This window comes from Pseudomonadota bacterium (assembly GCA_008501635.1).
Taxonomy (GTDB): Bacteria; Pseudomonadota; Gammaproteobacteria; order QQUJ01; family QQUJ01; genus QQUJ01.
In genome coordinates this window covers 488701-505992 of sequence record QQUJ01000010.1, presented here as the reverse complement: position 1 = coordinate 505992, position 17292 = coordinate 488701, and the positions used below count along the sequence as shown (strand labels likewise).

Annotated in this window: 17 protein-coding genes and 1 riboswitch; of the genes, 1 reads left to right on the top strand and 16 read right to left on the bottom strand. The window is 61.1% G+C overall.

Features of this window, described 5'->3' with window-relative positions; translation table 11 throughout:
• Positions 1–30 precede the first annotated feature (30 nt).
• From DWQ09_04825 to DWQ09_04795, 7 genes are all read right to left on the bottom strand, one after another.
• Entirely contained in the window at positions 31–906 is an 876-nt protein-coding gene (locus DWQ09_04825) for a decaprenyl-phosphate phosphoribosyltransferase (GenBank protein ID KAA3629565.1), read from the bottom strand.
• Positions 903–1538, bottom strand: coding sequence for an HAD family hydrolase (locus DWQ09_04820; protein ID KAA3629564.1), 636 nt, complete (start codon positions 1536–1538; stop codon positions 903–905). The genes DWQ09_04825 and DWQ09_04820 overlap by 4 nt, the downstream gene beginning before the upstream one ends.
• Positions 1539–1540: 2 nt before the next feature.
• Positions 1541–2281: a short-chain dehydrogenase gene (locus DWQ09_04815; protein ID KAA3629563.1), complete on the bottom strand. Its 741-nt coding sequence runs from the start codon at positions 2279–2281 to the stop codon at positions 1541–1543.
• On the bottom strand, positions 2278–3633 hold the full coding sequence (locus DWQ09_04810; protein ID KAA3629562.1) for an FAD-binding oxidoreductase: 1356 nt from the start codon (positions 3631–3633) through the stop codon (positions 2278–2280). Before DWQ09_04810 ends, DWQ09_04815 begins: the two co-directional genes overlap by 4 nt.
• Position 3634: 1 nt before the next feature.
• Positions 3635–5143, bottom strand: a complete 1509-nt coding sequence (locus tag DWQ09_04805) for a hypothetical protein (GenBank protein ID KAA3629561.1) — start codon at positions 5141–5143, stop codon at positions 3635–3637.
• A gap of 13 nt (positions 5144–5156) precedes the next feature.
• A complete protein-coding gene (locus DWQ09_04800; GenBank protein KAA3629560.1) occupies positions 5157–6092 on the bottom strand; it encodes a carbohydrate kinase family protein in 936 nt (311 codons plus the stop codon).
• A 64-nt stretch (positions 6093–6156) separates the two neighbouring features.
• Entirely contained in the window at positions 6157–6795 is a 639-nt protein-coding gene (locus tag DWQ09_04795) for a hypothetical protein (protein KAA3629559.1), read from the bottom strand.
• A 242-nt stretch (positions 6796–7037) separates the two neighbouring features.
• On the opposite strand from DWQ09_04795, the gene DWQ09_04790 reads away from it, so the two are divergent.
• Positions 7038–7232: a hypothetical protein gene (locus DWQ09_04790; GenBank protein KAA3629858.1), complete on the top strand. Its 195-nt coding sequence runs from the start codon at positions 7038–7040 to the stop codon at positions 7230–7232.
• A gap of 154 nt (positions 7233–7386) precedes the next feature.
• Here the strand turns inward: DWQ09_04790 and DWQ09_04785 are convergent, their stop codons facing one another.
• The 9 genes from DWQ09_04785 to DWQ09_04745 all read right to left on the bottom strand — a co-directional run bounded on the left by DWQ09_04785 (position 7387) and on the right by DWQ09_04745 (position 17290).
• The gene (locus DWQ09_04785; protein ID KAA3629558.1) at positions 7387–7749 is read right to left on the bottom strand and encodes a diacylglycerol kinase; all 363 of its coding nucleotides are present in this window, start codon (positions 7747–7749) and stop codon (positions 7387–7389) included.
• A 3-nt stretch (positions 7750–7752) separates the two neighbouring features.
• Positions 7753–9216 carry a glycine dehydrogenase subunit 2 gene (locus DWQ09_04780; protein ID KAA3629557.1) on the bottom strand — a complete coding sequence of 488 codons (1464 nt, stop codon included), beginning with the start codon at positions 9214–9216 and terminating at the stop codon, positions 7753–7755.
• A gap of 14 nt (positions 9217–9230) precedes the next feature.
• Positions 9231–9734: a thiol peroxidase gene (locus DWQ09_04775; protein ID KAA3629556.1), complete on the bottom strand. Its 504-nt coding sequence runs from the start codon at positions 9732–9734 to the stop codon at positions 9231–9233.
• A 116-nt stretch (positions 9735–9850) separates the two neighbouring features.
• Positions 9851–11212: an aminomethyl-transferring glycine dehydrogenase subunit GcvPA gene (locus DWQ09_04770; GenBank protein ID KAA3629555.1), complete on the bottom strand. Its 1362-nt coding sequence runs from the start codon at positions 11210–11212 to the stop codon at positions 9851–9853.
• Positions 11213–11235: 23 nt separating this feature from the next.
• Entirely contained in the window at positions 11236–11628 is a 393-nt protein-coding gene (gene gcvH / locus DWQ09_04765) for a glycine cleavage system protein GcvH (protein ID KAA3629554.1), read from the bottom strand.
• A 76-nt stretch (positions 11629–11704) separates the two neighbouring features.
• Complete coding sequence (gcvT, locus tag DWQ09_04760) at positions 11705–12808, bottom strand: glycine cleavage system aminomethyltransferase GcvT (protein ID KAA3629553.1); 1104 nt, start codon at positions 12806–12808, stop codon at positions 11705–11707.
• Positions 12809–12999: 191 nt separating this feature from the next.
• Positions 13000–13091, bottom strand: a riboswitch (glycine riboswitch).
• A gap of 66 nt (positions 13092–13157) precedes the next feature.
• Entirely contained in the window at positions 13158–14846 is a 1689-nt protein-coding gene (locus tag DWQ09_04755) for an iron ABC transporter permease (protein ID KAA3629552.1), read from the bottom strand.
• 79 nt (positions 14847–14925) lie between these two features.
• Positions 14926–15948 carry an iron ABC transporter substrate-binding protein gene (locus DWQ09_04750; GenBank protein ID KAA3629551.1) on the bottom strand — a complete coding sequence of 341 codons (1023 nt, stop codon included), beginning with the start codon at positions 15946–15948 and terminating at the stop codon, positions 14926–14928.
• Positions 15949–16060: 112 nt separating this feature from the next.
• The gene (locus DWQ09_04745; protein ID KAA3629550.1) at positions 16061–17290 is read right to left on the bottom strand and encodes a sodium:proton antiporter; all 1230 of its coding nucleotides are present in this window, start codon (positions 17288–17290) and stop codon (positions 16061–16063) included.
• Positions 17291–17292: the final 2 nt, after the last annotated feature.

The window sequence follows — 17292 nt, the reverse complement described above, 5'->3', positions numbered from 1 at the left end:
GTCTGTGAACACGATGCGGGTACCCAGGCCCTAGACCAGCATCCATAGCGTTACGCCCAGCCAACCAATAACAGCCCCCAACAGGTGTAGATCCCGAAACAGATCGCGTGAGGGATCCCCACCGCTGCCGGAAGCGTGGAGCAGAAAGACATAGCGAAACAGGCCATAGACGATGAAGGGCACCGTAAAAATCAGGTTATCGGTACCATGCACGGTGATGGTCTCCGGGCTCATGGTGTAGAGGCTGTAACTGATGATCACACCCATGGCAGTGACAGCGATAAAGGTGTCCAGCAACAGCGGTGTGTACTGCGCCAACACGGCACGGTGATACGCTTGATCGCCTTCGCCCACCGCACCCATCTCGGCGCGACGCTTGGCGAAACCGAGAAACAGCGTAACCATCATGCCGCAGAAGAGCAGCCAGTGAGAGGGAGGAATGCCGACGCCCCACGTACCCGCCAGGATGCGCAACATGAACCCTGCCGAAATGATGAAGACATCGAGTATCACCACATGCTTCAACCGCACGCTGTACACCGCGTTCATCACCATGTAACTGACGACGATGATCAACACGCCGGTACCCGCCCATGCGGCCAGCGCCAATCCCGTCAACCCAACCAGGCAGCCCAATCCGAGGGCTGTCGGCATCGCAATGCGGCCGGCGGCTATCGGGCGATTGCGTTTCTCCGGATGACGGCGATCGCGATCGCGATCAATCAGGTCATTGAAAACATAGACCGCACTCGATACCAGGCAGAATGCTGCGAAAGCGCCCAGGATGTGACGGACACTGGTTGGATCGTTCCAGGCATGACCGAACAACAAGCCCATCAGCACAAAGCCGTTCTTGACCCACTGGTGCGGGCGCAGCGTCAACAGCAGGTCTCGGAGTGCAATCAACTCGGCGCTCCCTCGCCGGGGGCAGGCATCGTCCGATAGTAGGCCGTATCCGCCGTTGCCAGAAGTTCTCTATCCCCCCGACTATCGCCATAGGCATAGAGATAATAGCCATCGCGCAAACCCAGCAATTGCTCAAGACGCCGCACCTTTTCCGCACCGTGGCAATTACCCTGCGCGAAACATCCAGTAGCGACCTGACCTGCGCGCAGTTCCAATTCAGTGCCAATGACGTCGTCGAATCCGACAGTACTGGCCCACGGCTGGAGGTAGAGCTGCAATGATGCGCTGATCAGGATACAGCGATGACCCTGTTCGCGATGCCATTGCAGCCGCCGTAACGCCTCCGGACGTACCAGCTGAGGCAGCCGCTCGCGCGCAAATTTTACGCCGATAATATTGAGCGTCGCGATGGGCACCCCGGCGAAAAAGCGCTGCAAAACGCGCTCCTTGGCGATATCGTTGGGTGTTGCACCGACGGCATAGCCAGCGAGCACGGGTAGCGATGCAGTCATCTTGATCAGAAAGCGGCTCGGCCCGGCGGCAAACCGAAGAAACGGAAACAGCGAATCACTGCTCGTTACCGTGCCATCAAAATCAAAGGCCGCCACTATCGGTCGCGTGCGTGCTGTCATGATCAGAGCTTCAGGCGCTTGAACAGTGCTTCCGGAATGGCGCGTATGATCAGCAGAATATAGCGCCAGAACCAGGGCACATAGAACACATCGGCGCGCCCCTCCACTGCGCGCGCGATGCGTCTCCCCACCACCTGCGGATCGGCCACCAGGAAGAGCCCCGGCATTCCATAAGTCATCGCTGTATCCACGAACCCCGGTTTAATGGTGACCACGCGCACGCCGCTGGCGTAAAGACGATTTCGCAACCCCTGCAGGAACAGACTCAATCCGCCTTTGGCCGCACCATAGGGATAATTGCTCTGGCGTCCACGATCACCCGCAACCGAGGTAATGCCAATGATGAAACCTCGACCCTGTTGCTCCAGATAGTTCGAACAATGCGTAAGCAGTGACGCGACACCGGTAAAATTAACGTCGATGGCGTGTACGACCGCGAGCGGATCGCGTGCATCGTGGTCCGGGTCTCCCAAATCACCCAGGGCCGACACAACCCCCGTCAGGTCACCCATCACAGCGATCACCTGATCAATAAACTTCCCATGCGCTTTGACGGCCAGCGCGTCAAGCCGGCCGGTTTCTACGCGCACCCCGTAGCGGATCTGCAAATCGGCCGCCAGGCGCTTCAGCTCCTCACCGTTGCGTCCGGCGAGATAGAGCGCGTGACCGCGCGCGGCAAAAGCGGCGGCACAACCCCGCGCGATGGCCGAAGTCGCACCCAACACCAGCACCGCGCCACTCATGGCCCCGCCTCCAGGCGCAACCGCCGCGACAGACTGGAACTGAAACGCTGATGCGGGTCGAGGCGCTGCTTGATCGCGTGCCATTCAGCAAAGCGCGGATACATCCTGCGAAACGCTACGGGACTGAGGCGCGCATCCTTGGCGAGGTAAACACGGCCACCACACCCCGCGACCCGATCATCCAGTTCGTCGAGCAGCGCCAATAACGTCTCGCCGCGGCGCGGAATATCCACTGCCAACGTGTAGCCCGGCACGGGAAAGGAGAGCATCCCTTTGCTCGCTGCGCCGAATTTCTTGAGCACCGCCAGAAACGAGCCGTACCCCGCCTCTGCCAGACGCCGCAGGATCTCTCTCAACACCTCGACACCGCCAGCGGCCGGCACCGCGCACTGATACTGAAGAAAGCCGCGTTTACCGTAGAGCCGGTTCCAATCGTCGAGCGCATCGAGCGGATGGAAAAATCGGCTGTAATCGACCACGAAGGGCTGTCGACGCGCCCCCTGCCGTTGGTAATAAATGCTGTTGAAGATCCGCAACAGGGCCGGATGAAGCAGTCCGCTGGGAAGATTCATCGGTACCCGCCGCGTCCCGCGATCTGATATCGCCAACGGTTGATCGCGCAGCCGCGCCGGCAGCTCCGACACCGCGGCATGGTGGCCGCGCATGAAGACGCCACGGCCCAGCGAAGCACCGGTGGCCAATCCATCGAGCCAGGCGACGGTGTACTCATCGTCGAAGCTGTTGTCATCGAGGTAGGCGAGGGTCTGATCGAGGTCAGCGGTGGGTTGGTGCTCGGCCACCAGATAGGCGCTGTCGATCGGTCGCATGCGGATACCCACCTCGGCAATGACTCCGGTCAATCCCATACCTCCCACCGTCGCCCAGAAAGCCTCTTTCTCGCGGGTAGGCGAGCACCGCAGGCGCCTGCCCGCGGCCGTGACCAACTGCAGATCGGTGAGGTGTTGTGAGAAAGCCCCATCCCGATGATGATTCTTCCCGTGCACATCGGCTGCCACGCAACCCCCGAGCGTGACGTGCCGTGTCCCCGGTACTACAACGGGAAACCATCCGCGCGGCACGAAGAGACGCAGGATCTCGGCCAGGGTTGTACCGGACTCAGCGCGCAATAATCCTTTGTTTGCATCGAAACTCAGCAGGCGATTGAGACGCTCGGTGAGCAGCACGCGACCCTCGTCGTTGAGCGCGGCGTCACCATAGCTGCGCCCCAGACCGCGAGCGATTCGCGGCGCATCATCGTTGTGCAAACCGGCAGGCGATTCGGGGCGTTGCAGTTCGCAGGTCTGCACCGGATAGCGCCCCCATCCGGCAATCGATTTGCGCAGCACACCCATCTCAGTTCATCGTCTCCCGGTGTTCGGGGAAATAGGCTTCGAGAAATCCACAGCCGCCAACGGGCAGCCAATCAGGTATCTGGTAGTAGCGATCGCGAATCTCGCTCAACACGCCCTGTCGATAGCGCGCATAATCGAAACCGCGGCCCACCATTACGGCGAACGTCGCACCGCGCAGCTCGATCGTGCGCCTCTCAACGCGGTCGAAATAGACCGTGTACCGGGTCAATGCATCCTGCGACGACGCCAGAATCATCGCATCTTTTCCGTTCAACTTTCGAAAGTCGGTAAGCATATCATCCTGCCGCGCGTAACGAGAGCCAACTCCGAACACACCCACAGGACGATCGATCCGATGGGTCAACATGGCCGCAGGCGTGTAACTGGTGGTGAAGAGTGCGCTCTTGTCATCGATGGCATCGAGCGCCTGGGCCACCTCCTCTGTGTGCAATAGAAAGACGATCTCGGGGTACGCCTTGGCAGCACGCCAAACCGTAACCGGCACCACCGACAAAGCAACCAGCACGACCGCGTGCAACAACCCAAATATGATCATAAAGGCGGTGGCACGTTGCAGCTGCTTGCGCTTCAATCCGGCACCGAGCAACAGATAGAGAAACGGGTAGAAGGCAAGCACCCAATGCAATCCCACCTCACGCCGCAGAGAGACAAGAAACAGCAGCCCCAGCGGCACCAGCGCCGCAAAAGCAGGTATCACGAATTCCCCTTGGCCGGCGCGCCACGTCAACCACCGCGCGTTGCGAGCCGCGTAGTAGAGCAATACCGGTGTCAACAGATACAGCTGTACCAGCAGGAACAACGCCGGCTTGTCCCACGAGAACGCGCTTTCGGTGTTGCGATTGAAGAGATTGAAAAGGATATTGTCCCAGCAGTTGAAATAGTTCCACACCGTATTGAGCAATGCGGCCGGAAGGACACCCAGGGTCAAAAGCACCAAACCGCGCCAGCGACGACGCCCATCGGCTGTGAGAACGAAGGCGGCAAGATAAGCGATACCCAACAGCACGGCAAAGTACTTGGCGAGAAATGCCAACCCGAGCAGAAGTCCCGACAACAAATAGCGCCAGCCACGCTCGTGCACCCATGCTTGTGTCAAAGCAAAAACCGACAAGAACACGAAGAGCAGCAACGGCGTATCGGTGGTGGTAATCGGCAGCACCAGATAGACCGGCGTGAACAGGAACAGCAGTGTGACCCATCGCGCCTGTTCATTATTGTAGGGTTCGAGAAAACGATAAATCCCATACCCCAGCAACAGCGGGACAACAACGGCGGGCAAGCGCAATACAAACTCCGCGCTGCTCAGTTTGAGCAACGCAGCGAGCCACCACGCCACCATCGGTGGGTGATCGTAGTAACCGTAATCGAGATGCCTGGCCCAAAGAAAAAAATAAGCCTCGTCACCCGTCACGGGCAAGGCGAAGGCGAGAATCAGTCGGACGACGACCGTAACGGTAATGCAGCGGAGAAAATTTCGCTCGCTGATCATGCGCGACCGATTACTACGCCGGGCGAAATCCGTAGGCTTTTTCGAAGCGATCGAAAAATTCGTCGCGAGTGAAATGGTGATTCTGGGTGCCGTGGTGTTCCACCTTGATCGTACCCAACAGCGAGGCGATGCGTCCGGTCGCCTCCCAATCGAGTTGGTTCATCAGGCCAAACAGCAGCCCCGCGCGATAGGCGTCTCCACAGCCGGTCGGATCCACGGCAGCGGCGCTCATCACCGGGGGAATGTCGATCTGACGGCCTGCGGCGTTGATCTGGGACCCTTCGCCCCCACGGGTCACGATCATCGCCTCGACACGATTGGCGAGGTCTTTCAGCGAATGATTGGTGCGCTCCTGCAACAATTCGCACTCGTAATCGTTTACCGCCACCCAGCTGGCCAGATCGACAAATCGCAACAACTCCTCGCCACTGAAGAGCGGCATCCCCTGCCCGGGATCGAAAATAAAGGGAATGCCCGACGCCGCAAACTGCTCGGCGTGATCCAGCATGCCCTGGCGTCCATCGGGTGAAACCATCCCGATCGTCACGTCGCCCCCCACAGCCACTTGGTTGGCATGCGACTCCTGCATGGCACCCGGATGGAAGGCGGTGATCTGATTGGCATCGAGATCGGTCGTGATGTAGGCCTGCGCGGTGTAGGCACCCTCTATCACTTTGATGTGATCGGTAGCGATGCCGCATTGGTTCATCCACTCGGCATAGGGTCCGAAATCCCGCCCCACAGTCGCCATGGGCAACGCTCTCTCGCCCAGGAGTTGCAAGTTGTAAGCGATATTGCCCGCACAACCGCCAAACTCGCGGCGCATCTCGGGCACCAGGAACGAAACGTTAAGGATGTGTACCTTGTCGGGAATGATATGGTTCTTGAATTGATCCTGAAACACCATGATGGTGTCGTAAGCGATAGACCCGCAGATCAGCGCCGACATGGTTCGCCCTTCTTCAAACTGGAGACCAAAGGGGGGTCATGGTAACGGGAGGGAGGGTGATAGTCTAATTGCCGGCGAGCCCCAACGATGCCCGCAATTCCCGGATCCGCCGCGGCACACTTTCTGCGTGCCCCTCCGCCGATCCCATGAGCTCACGAAAGAAATACGTGGCCGGATGCTGTGTCTGGGCCAGTAACTTTTCGAAGATGGTATTGATCTCGCTCATCTCCAACTCCTCGGTGACCGCGAGTGCCTCATCGAGCGTCAACTGCGGGGCTTTGGCCTGAATGGAGCGCAGTTCGCGGAGCGTCTGCCGGATATCGTGATCGCGCAGCGTCGGAATGTAGCCGAGGAGGGGTGCATTGGTCGCCGTGTACATACAAAGCAGCATCAGCCGTCCATGCTCCTCCTCCTCGGCCTGCAATTCACGGTAGAACTCATGGAGCGCTGGTGTAGCGGTAAAACGCTGCGCCAGCAATCCGTAGATTCGCGCTACGCGAAACTCGATGACCGACGCGATACGGTAGGCATTGCCCGGTTGCCCGGGCAGTGCGATCCCATGCCGGGCCTGGGCCTCGGAGACCGCCTCGAGCAGGCTCTTGCGCGAATCGAGCATCATCCGCAGATAGACACCCAAACCGAAGATCCTGATGATCTGCCGTGGGTGCCGTAGACAGTAATCGCGCGTAGCGGGGTCAGCCATACCGTTCCTCCCCTCGATGTTCTACCCGTTTTGCCAGGGTCCCGCCCGAACCAACCCGATATTTCGGTGACTTCATTTTAGGAGGGTCCGCGCCGGATAGCGATGCCTGCCGAACAAAACGTGCCGCTCCATAGACCGGGTTTAAACCAACACGGCTCAATAAAGTTGGAGACTGAAAATTAGTTATCTATACTTTCATGAAATTGACTTTCATCATGAAAACACAGCGAGGAGAAACCATCATGGCAGCCTACACCTGCGAAAAATGCGGTATGAGCATCGGCACGATGACATGCGGCAAATGCGGCAAAGAGCTCCGGCACAGCACACTCGCCACGGCCGATGGCAAAACCGTGCATATTTCCGAATGCCCCGATGGTCACGGCAAGGTGAAATCGCCGATGTGCTGCGGCCAGGACATGTCTTGCCCGGTTTGAACGTTACACCCGGTACCTGACGACACACCCTGGAAAGGGGCGATGGCCAGAGCCCTCGCCCCTTTTTTAATTCAAGGGGGGGCGCCCCTGCCCGGCTGTTGCCGGTTTCGGCGCAGAACGACACCGAGTCGCGGGTGATCGGCAGTACGTCACCTCAGAAAAACAGGACCAATCCCCAAATCACCCCGACGTTGGCCAGCGAGAGCATCACCGCCGCCGAACCCAGATCCTTGGCGCGTCCCGAGATCGGATGGTGTTCCTCACCAAAACGATCGATGGCGGCTTCGATACCGGAATTGAGAATTTCGACGATCAGCACCAGCATCAGACTGCCGAGCATCAACGCCCATTCGGTCCCGCCCTCACCAAGCCACAGCGCAAGTGGTACGAGCAGCACCACCAGCAGCAATTCCTGGCGAAAGGCCGCCTCGTGGGCGATAGCAGCGCGCAGACCGGCCAGGGAATAGCCGGTTGCGAGCCAGATGCGCTTGAGGCCGGTGTTGCCCCGCGAGGCCACCGTTCAGGCGCTCTGCTTCTGCGCAGGGCGCCAGGCGAGATCCAGCTCACGCGCGGCGCGCACATCGTCGAGTCGGCGCACCGGCTGGGTGTGGGGGGCTGATTTCATCATCTCGGGCTGGTTACGGGCCTCGTCGAGTATCGACACCATGGCGTCGACGAAGATATCCAAGGTCTGTTTCGATTCCGTTTCAGTGGGCTCGATCAGCAGACATTCCGGCACCAACAGGGGGAAGTAGGTGGTCGGGGCATGCTGACCGTAGTCGAGGAGGCGCTTGGCAAAATCCATGGCTGTCGCGCCCAGCTCCTTGGCCGGTCTTTTCAGGGTGACGATGAACTCATGAGCCGCCCGGCGACGCGGAAAGCCCAGATCAAATCCCGCCGCACGCAACCGCGCCATCAGGTAGTTGGCATTGAGTGTCGAGAAATCGGCCACCCGTTCCATGCCCTCGCGACCCACCAGCAGGGCGTAGATATAGGCGCGCATCTGCACGCCCACATTTCCCATGAACGCCGACAGGCGGCCAATGCTCTGCGGGCGGTCCGCATTGCTCAACCAGCGGTAGCGATCACCCTCTCTGGCGACGATCGGGATCGGCAGATACGGCAGCAGCCGCTCGCTCACACCCACCGGGCCCGCGCCCGGTCCACCGCCGCCGTGGGGCGTGGAGAAGGTCTTGTGCAGATTCAGGTGAATGACATCGAAGCCCATATCGCCGGGGCGGACCTTGCCGAGGATGGCGTTGAGGTTGGCGCCGTCGTAGTACAACAGGCCACCCGCCCCGTGGACGATCTTGGCGATCTGCTCGATGCGCCGCTCGAACACGCCCAGGGTCGACGGATTGGTGAGCATGATTCCCGCGGTTTGCGGTCCAACCGCCGCCTTCAGCGCCTCGATATCCACATCACCCTCGGTGTCGGTAGGGATCTCGCGCACCGTATAACCGCACATCACGGCGGTGGCCGGGTTGGTCCCGTGGGCGGCGTCGGGCACCAGCATCTCGGTACGCCGGGTGTCGCCCCGCGAGTGGTGGTAGGCGCGGATCATCGCGACACCGGCAAATTCGCCCTGAGCACCGGCCGCAGGGGTGAGCGATACGCCGCGCATGCCCGTGACCTCTTTGAGTATCTCCTGCAGGTCATGGAGGCACGCCATCAAACCCTGGCCCAACGACTCGGCCGCCAACGGGTGGCGCGCAAGAAATCCCGGTAGCATGGCGAAGCTGTTGGAGGCACGGGGGTTGTACTTCATGGTGCACGAACCCAGCGGATAGAAATGGGTATCGATGGAGAAGTTCTTCTGCGATAGCCGCGTGTAGTGGCGGACCGCATCCATCTCCGAGACCTCGGGCAGCGCTGCGCGCTGCGTGCGTCGCAGTTCCGCCGGAATGGCGGAGAGATCGAAATCACCTTGGGGTGTATGCGCCGGACTGCTCCGACCGGGTTGCGACTGTTCGTAGATCAGCATAGGTCCTTGTTCCGTCAATTAGCGAGAGCGGCCAGCACTGCATCGTAGTCGGGTTCCTGGGTGATTTCAGGGACCAATTCGGTGTAGACGATCTTATTGTTCTCATCGAGCACCACCACGGCACGCGCCGTGATGCCCTGCAGCGGTCCATCGACCATCAGCACACCATAATCCTTGGCAAATTTGCGCGAGCGCATCAGCGACAGGGGCACTACGTTATTGATTCCCTCGGCGCTGCAGAAGCGGGTCTGGGCAAAGGGCAGATCAGCCGCGATCACCAGCACCACGGCGTTGTCGAGACCCGCCGCTTTCTCGTTGAATCTGTGTGTCGAGGCGATGCACGTCGGCGTGTCCAGGCTGGGCACGATACTGAGCACCTTCTTTTTGCCGGCGAAATCAGCCAGCGACACGTCGCTGAGATCGCCGCGCGTCAGAACAAAATCGGGCGCTGTAGTACCGACGGCCGGCAGTTCGCCATTGGTGTTGACGGGTACTCCCCGGCGGGTCACTGTGGCCATGATTTACACCCCATCCAATGATCCGGAGGCAGCTTCCGAGCCTCGGGATCGCTGTGAAACCAATCGCTTGGTTACCGGTATCCAGCGTCGTTGCCACCGATCCACACAGCACCCGCTCATGCCGACAACACCGCTGTGAGCTCGTGTGCAAAGCGCTCGATATCCTGCTCGGTGCGCAGCTCGGTGGCGCACACCAGCAGCGCATCACCCAGCTCGGGGTAGTCGCGGGAAAGATCGTAGCCACCCGCGATTCCTGCATCCGCCAGCGCCTCGATAACACCAGCCGCCGGTTTCGGCAGACGCAAAGCGGCTTCATGGAACCGGGCCCCGGAAAAGATCGGCTCGACACCCTGGATGGTTACCAGGCGCTCGACCAAGCGCCGGGTCGTGTCGTGGCAGGCGGCAGCGACACCCTCCAGGCCCTGTGGGCCGAGCAGCGCCATATGGATGGTGGCCGCCGTCACCATCAACCCTTGATTGGTACAGATGTTCGATGTCGCCTTCGAGCGCCTGATGTGCTGTTCGCGCGCCTGCAGCGTCAGCGTATAGCCGGGTTTACCGGTAACATCCACCGTACGCCCGATGATGCGCCCTGGCATCTGCCGAACCAGCTCCTGCTTGCAGCACAGAAACCCGAAGTAGGGCCCGCCGCCAGCCAGCGGGATACCCAGCGGCTGTCCCTCGCCACAGACGATATCGGCGCCACCGCCTTGCCACTCCCCGGGCGGCGCCAGCAGCGCAAGGGAGACGGGATTGACCACTGCGATGACCAGGGCGCCCTGTTCGTGCGCCCAGCCCGTCAGGCCGTGCACATCCTCCAACACGCCGAAGAAGTTGGGCTGCGGTACCACCACTGCGGCGATGTCCTCGCCCGCATGCGCGGCGAGGGCCGCAGCGTCGGTCCGCCCCGTCGCACCGTCGAACGGCAACTCCACCAGTTCGATGCCCTGGGCACCCACGATTGCCCGTACCGTGGCGCGGTACGCGGGGTGGACCGTACCCGGTATCAGAATGCGCTTCGATTTCGATTTACGGTTGGCCCGCACCGCCATCAGCACCGCCTCCGCCAATGCCGAGGCGCCGTCGTAGAGCGAGGCGTTGGAGGCATCCATGGCGGTGAGCGCCGTCATCATCGACTGGTACTCGTAGAGCAGCTGCAGCGTGCCCTGACTCGCCTCCGCCTGGTAGGGTGTGTAGGCCGAGTAAAACTCGCCACGGATAACGATCTCCCACACCGCCGCCGGAATGTGGTGATCGTAGGCACCGGCGCCGATGAAGCAGAGTGGTTGACCGTCACTTGCAGCGCGCGCGCTCATCAACCGGCCCACTTCGTATTCGCTGCGGCGCAGGGGCACCCGATCGATGGGTGGGCAACGCAGATTGGCGGGAATCTCGTCGAACAGTGCGGCGATGTCATCGACCCCGATGGTCGCCAGCATCTGCCGGATGTCGTCTTCAGTGTGGGGGATGAAAGGCATGGTCTCGTCGCACCTAAAGCGGATTACTCTTCAGCGGCCAGTTGAGCGCTATACGCATCGGCATCCATCAGCCCGGCCAGATCACCCGCGGCCACTCCGGTGAGTCGAAAGATCCAGCCGTCGCCATACGCGTCACCATTGATCAGTTCGGGGGCACCCTCCAGATTGGCGTTGACCTCGCACACCTCGCCCGCCAGCGGGCTGTAGACATCCGCCGCGGCCTTGACCGACTCGATCACCACACACTCCTCGCCTGCCTTCACCGCACGACCGATCTCCGGCAGCTCGACGAAGACCAGATCGCCGAGCTGTTCCTGAGCGTGATCGCTGATTCCCACCGTGACGGTTCCATCGCCATTGTCACGCACCCATTCGTGGCTCTTGGCGTACTTCAACTCGGCTGGCACATTACTCATGGAAGGTTTCCCCTTTCGTTATGGTGGCGGTAAGCACCGCCGGATTAAGCGAACTGTTGGAACCTCGAGTCGCGGTTCAGGTGACCATCAGGCCGTCGATGCAGGATTGGCCACCGCGCACGAAAGGCGCTTTTACCACCCGTGCCCGCAACCATTTGCCACGCACCTCGACCTCGCATTCGCTACCGATCGTGGCCGGCACACGGGCCAGCGCGATGGCGCGCCCCAGGCTGGGCGAGAAGCCGCCGCTGGTGATTTCGCCCGCGCTGCCGTCCGCCAACCGCACCTTGAGGTGATTGCGCAACACGCCGCGATCTTCCAGCAGCAGGCCGACCAACCGGCGCAGGCCACCGGCCGTTTTCTGCTGTGCCAATGCCTGGCGACCGATGAAATCACGGTTCGTCGGCTCCCAGGCCACGGTCCAGCCCAGGCCCGACTCCAACGGGCTGACGCTCTCATCCATATCGGTGCCGTAGAGGTTCATACCTGCTTCGAGGCGCAGGGTATCGCGTGCACCCAGGCCGCAGGGCGCAACGCCCGCTTGGCGTAGCGATTCCCAAAACCCGCCGGCCTCCGCCGCCGGCACCATCACCTCGTAGCCATCTTCACCCGTGTAGCCGGTGCGCGCCACCAGCCAATCTCCGGAGCCCTCGGCGAAGAAGGGTTTCAGGGCGGCGATCGGATCGCGCAACCCCGCGGCGATCACCTGACCCACCTTATCGCGCGCCTGGGGACCCTGCACGGCGATCATCGCCAGGTCATCGCGTTCTTGCACCGTAACGCCAAACGCGGCGGCATGGCGAGTGATCCACGCCAGATCCTTGTCGCGCGTGGCGGCGTTGACGACCATGCGGTAGGTTTCGGGATCAAAGTAATAAACGATCAGATCGTCGATCACGCCGCCCGACTCGAGCAGCATGCAGCTGTAGATCGCCTTACCGGAATCTTTGAGCTTGGCCACATCGTTGGCCAGCAGGTACTGCAGGAACGCCTGGGTGCGCGCCCCGCTGAGATCGATCACCGTCATATGGGAGACGTCGAACATGCCCGCTGCACGACGCACCTGGTGATGCTCCTCCAACTGCGACCCGTAGTGCAGTGGCATCTCCCAACCGGCGAAATCGACGATCTTGCCGCCCGCTGCAAGATGATTGGGATAAAGCGGCGTATGGTTGCCCATCGTGAAGCTCTCTTCAAATCAGTTATTCGATAACCCTAGCGGGTATCGGAAAAAACAAAAGGGCGGCGGCCTGCCCCGCAGACCGCCGCCCCTCTGTCCTAGAAACCTGAGAGATTCAGGAAACCGATCATCGATCGCTTCCAGCCCCGTCGGTGGGTCGCCCTTGGGACGGCCACTCTCCAGAGTCAACCTGAGCCTTTACGGTCCTTTTGCCTGAGCGTTTCCGGGCGTGTTGCGCCTTCGGCGGCCGGTGCAGAGACCGGCCCTCTCCCGCAAGGGTCGAGGAGCTGTTTTGAGCTCCCCGGTTGAGGGCAGGACTATAGCACAATCATCGCCCGCGACCACTTGCTCAGCTAGCGTGTTTTCGCGAACGGGCGATGGAATGACTCAACAGAATAACGGGTACGATGCCGGCCGCCACGATGGCCACTGCCGCGGAGGATGACTCCATCAACCGCTCATCCGAGGCCAGCTCGAAGGCACGCACCGCCAGGGTATTGAAATTGAACGGACGCAGAATCAGCGTCGCAGGCAACTCCTTCATGACATCGACGAAAACCAGCAACACCGCCGTGAGCAGACTGCCGCGGATCATCGGCATGTGCACGAAGCGCAGCACCTCGCCGGGGCGATAACCCAGCGTGCGCGCCGTCTCGTCCATGGTGCGGCGCACCTTGCCCAGTCCGGAATCCACCGTCTGCAGCGCTACGGACAGGAAGCGCACCACGTAGGCAAAGAGCAGCGCAAACAGCGTTCCGCTCAACAGCAGCCCGCTGGAGAACCCGAACTGCGCGCGGAGCCAGCCGTCGAGCGTATTGTCGAACCATCCAAAGGGCAGCAGGACACCGACCGCGATCACCGTGCCGGGAATGGCGTAGCCCATGCCCGCCAGGCGCACCGCGCTGGCAATCGCCAATCCGCCCCGCAAACGCTTGCCGTAGGCCATCACCAGGGCGATTGCCAAGGCGAGTAATGCAGCGGTTGCGGCCAGCAAGACCGTGTTGATCACCAGCCCCACGAACTGCTGATCAACGGTGGTCTCAGCCGTTCTGATTGTCCATACCAGAAGCTGGCCGAACGGCAGCACGAAACCAAGTCCGAGCGGCAATGCACAGGCCGCGAATGCCAGCGCCGCGCGCCCCGGCGCCAGGTGATACCTCGGCAGTGGATGGGAGCGACTGCCGGTATGGTGGTAGCGCTGGCGACGGCGCGCCCACAGTTCGAGCAGAATAAGCGCAAAGACGAAGAACATCAGCAGGGCCGAGAGCTGTGCCGCTGCGGCGCTGTTGCCGAGACCAAACCAGGTACGAAAGATACCGGTGGTGAACGTGCTGACACCGAAATACTGGACCGTGCCGTAGTCGGCCAGAGTCTCCATCTGCGCCAGGGTCATTCCGGCGATCACCGCCGGTCGCGCTGCCGGCAGCGCGACCAGAAAAAAGCTGCGCCAGGGTCCGCAGCCCAGCATGCGCGCCGCATCCAGCGCGTGTACCGACTGCTCGAGAAAGGCGGCGCGCGCCAGCAGATAGACGTAGGGATAGAGCACCAGCGTCAGCATCGCCATCGCACCGCCGAGGGTACGGATCTCCGGAAACCAGTAGTCGCCGTAGCCCCAACCCGTCCAAACACGCAGTGTCTGCTGCACCGGGCCGGCAAAATCGAACAGTCCGGTATAGGTGTAGGCAATGATGTAGGCGGGCATCGCCAATGGCAGGAGCAACGCCCACTCAAAAACGTGGCGGCCCGGGAACCGGCACATCGTCACCAGCCAGGCGCCGGTGACGCCAATGACGCCGGTACCGATTGCCACTCCCAGCATCAGCGCCACGGAGTTGACGACGTAGTCCTGAAGCACGGTATGCAGCAGGTGATCCCACACATCGCCGGCCGGAACAAAGAGAAAAGCGATGATCGTCGCGATGGGCAATGCCAGCACGGCAGCGATGGCGACAGTGGCCAGTGTCCAGCCGTCGCGAAGATACGGCGCACCTGCGCTGCGCGATGCGCCGTGAAGATCGGATAGGGCGATACGATTCATGCCGGGAAAAGACGGAGGCGGCGACCGCCACCCCCGTCAAAGCGGAAGCTTGACGAGAAAACGCTTCCGGCAGCCGACCTCATTTCCAGCCGGCACGATCCATGAGGCGCAACGCTGCGGCGTTGTTTTTGCCCAGCACGGCGAGATTGAGATCATCGGCTTTGAAACTGCCCCAGGAGGCAAGGAGTTCGCTAACTGCTATTCCCGGGCGCACCGGGTACTCGTTGTTGACCTGGGCATACCAGGCCTGGGAATCCTCATTGGCGAGAAACTCCAGCAGTTTGACGGCTTGATCGCGATTCTTCGCGGCAGCGGTAATTCCGGCGCCACTGACATTGACGTGCACACCCCGGCCCGCCTGATTGGGCCAGAAGACACCCATTTTCTGCGCGGCTCTCCGTTGATCAGCATCTTTCTCGTCCCGCAGCATGCCGGCAAGATAGTAGGTGTTGGCGATGGCGATATCGCACTGTCCTGCCGCCGCGGCCTTGATCTGATCGCGGTCGCCCCCCTTGGGTGGCCGGGCCATATTGGCCACCAGCCCCCGAGCCCACTGCTCCGCCTTGGCTTCACCGTGGATATCGATCAACGCCGCTACCAGCGACTGGTTGTAGATGTTGTCGGAGGAGCGGATGCAGATGCGGTTCTTCCAGCGCGGGTCACTGAGATCTTCGTAACTCTTGAGTTCCGCGGGGTCGACCCTGTCTTTTGCATAGAGGATGGTGCGGGCGCGCAGCGATAAGCCAAACCAGTAGCCGTTCGGATCGCGATAGGCCGCTGGAATCGACCGTTCCAACTCGGCGCTTTTCACGGCCTGCAGCACACCCGCCTCCCGGGCACGGTGCAGACGGCCTGCGTCCACGGTCAACAGCACATCGGCCGGGCTGTTGCGGCCTTCGGTCTCCAGGCGCTTGAGCAGGGCATCGGCGTTGCCCGTCACCAGATTGACCGTCACGCCGGTCCGCTCGGTGAACCTGTCGAGCAACGGCTTGATGAGCGCCTCTTTGCGCGCCGAATAGACGTTGACCTCAGCCGCCTGCACGACCACGGTGCCAGCCAGGGCGACGGCAACAAGAATAAGACCAACTAAGCGGGTTCCCATGGGAACGATCTCCTTCACATGACAGCACGAGCTTCAGTGGTGAGGAGCATAACGTTCCTGAAACTATTTGTAAATAGGAATTATTATCATTATCATTTGTTGAGTAAGCTGCTCAACTACTTCGCTTCACCAGGCGCCCGATGGTCAACCCCTGCACGACGATGGAGAAGACCACCACCACATAAGTAACCGCCAGAATCTGCTGGCGGGGTTCGCCCGCCGGTAGTGAGAGTGCCAAGGCCACCGAGATACCCCCGCGCAGCCCGCCCCAGGTGAGTAGCCGTATCACTCCCGGACTGAAGGCCCGCACTCGCCGTAACAGCATCACCGGCAGTGCCACACTGATCAGACGCGCCGCGAGCACCAGGGGAATCATCACCAGGCCGGCGATCAGGTAATCGCCGGTGAAGGTGAGCACCAGGAGTTCAAGTCCGATCAGCAGAAACAGCACCGCGTTGAGCACCTCATCCACCAGCTCCCAAAAGGTATCGAGATGCTGCACGGTGGTGGCCGACATGGCGAACCGCCGTCCCTGATTGCCGATCAGCAGGCCCGCGACGACGATGGCAATGGGCCCCGAGAGGTGCAGCGCACTCGCCAACGCATAGCCCCCGGTAACGAGAGACAGGGTGAGCAGAACCTCCACCTGGTATTGATCGACGCGGGCAAACAGATGATAGACCAGCCAGCCGAGCACCAGTCCCAAAAGCGCGCCGCCGACCGCCTCCTGAAAAAAGAGGCGCAGCACGTCTGTCGGCCCGATCTCGTCTCCACCCTGCACGATGCCCAATAACACCAGAAAGACCACCACCGCCACTCCGTCATTGAAGAGCGACTCACCGGTAATCTTGGTTTCAAGGCTCTTGCTCACCCCCGCTTTTTTCAGGATGCCGAGCACGGCGATCGGATCGGTGGGTGAAATCAGCGCGCCGAACAGCAGGCAGTAGAGGAGAGGCAGCGTCAGCCCCAGGGCGTCGAAGAGCACCCACGCCAGGGTGCCGACCAGAAAGGTCGACACCAGAAGACCGATGGTGGCCAACAGGGTGATGACCCATTTCTGACTGGCAAGATCGTTGAGATTGACGTGCAGCGCCCCGGCAAAGAGCAGAAAACTCAACATGCCATGGAGCAAGGCCTGATTGAAATCGATGCTGCTCAACAAGCGCGCCGCATGGGTATCCAGCGGCAACCCGAAATGACCGGCCAGTACCAGGCCGAGTGACAGCAGCAGCGCGAGCAGCATCACCCCGATCGAGGCGGGCAGACGGATATAGCAATGATTGATGTAACTGAACAGCGCCGAGAGCGTCAGCAGCACAGCGATTACGTCGAATAGCGTCACGC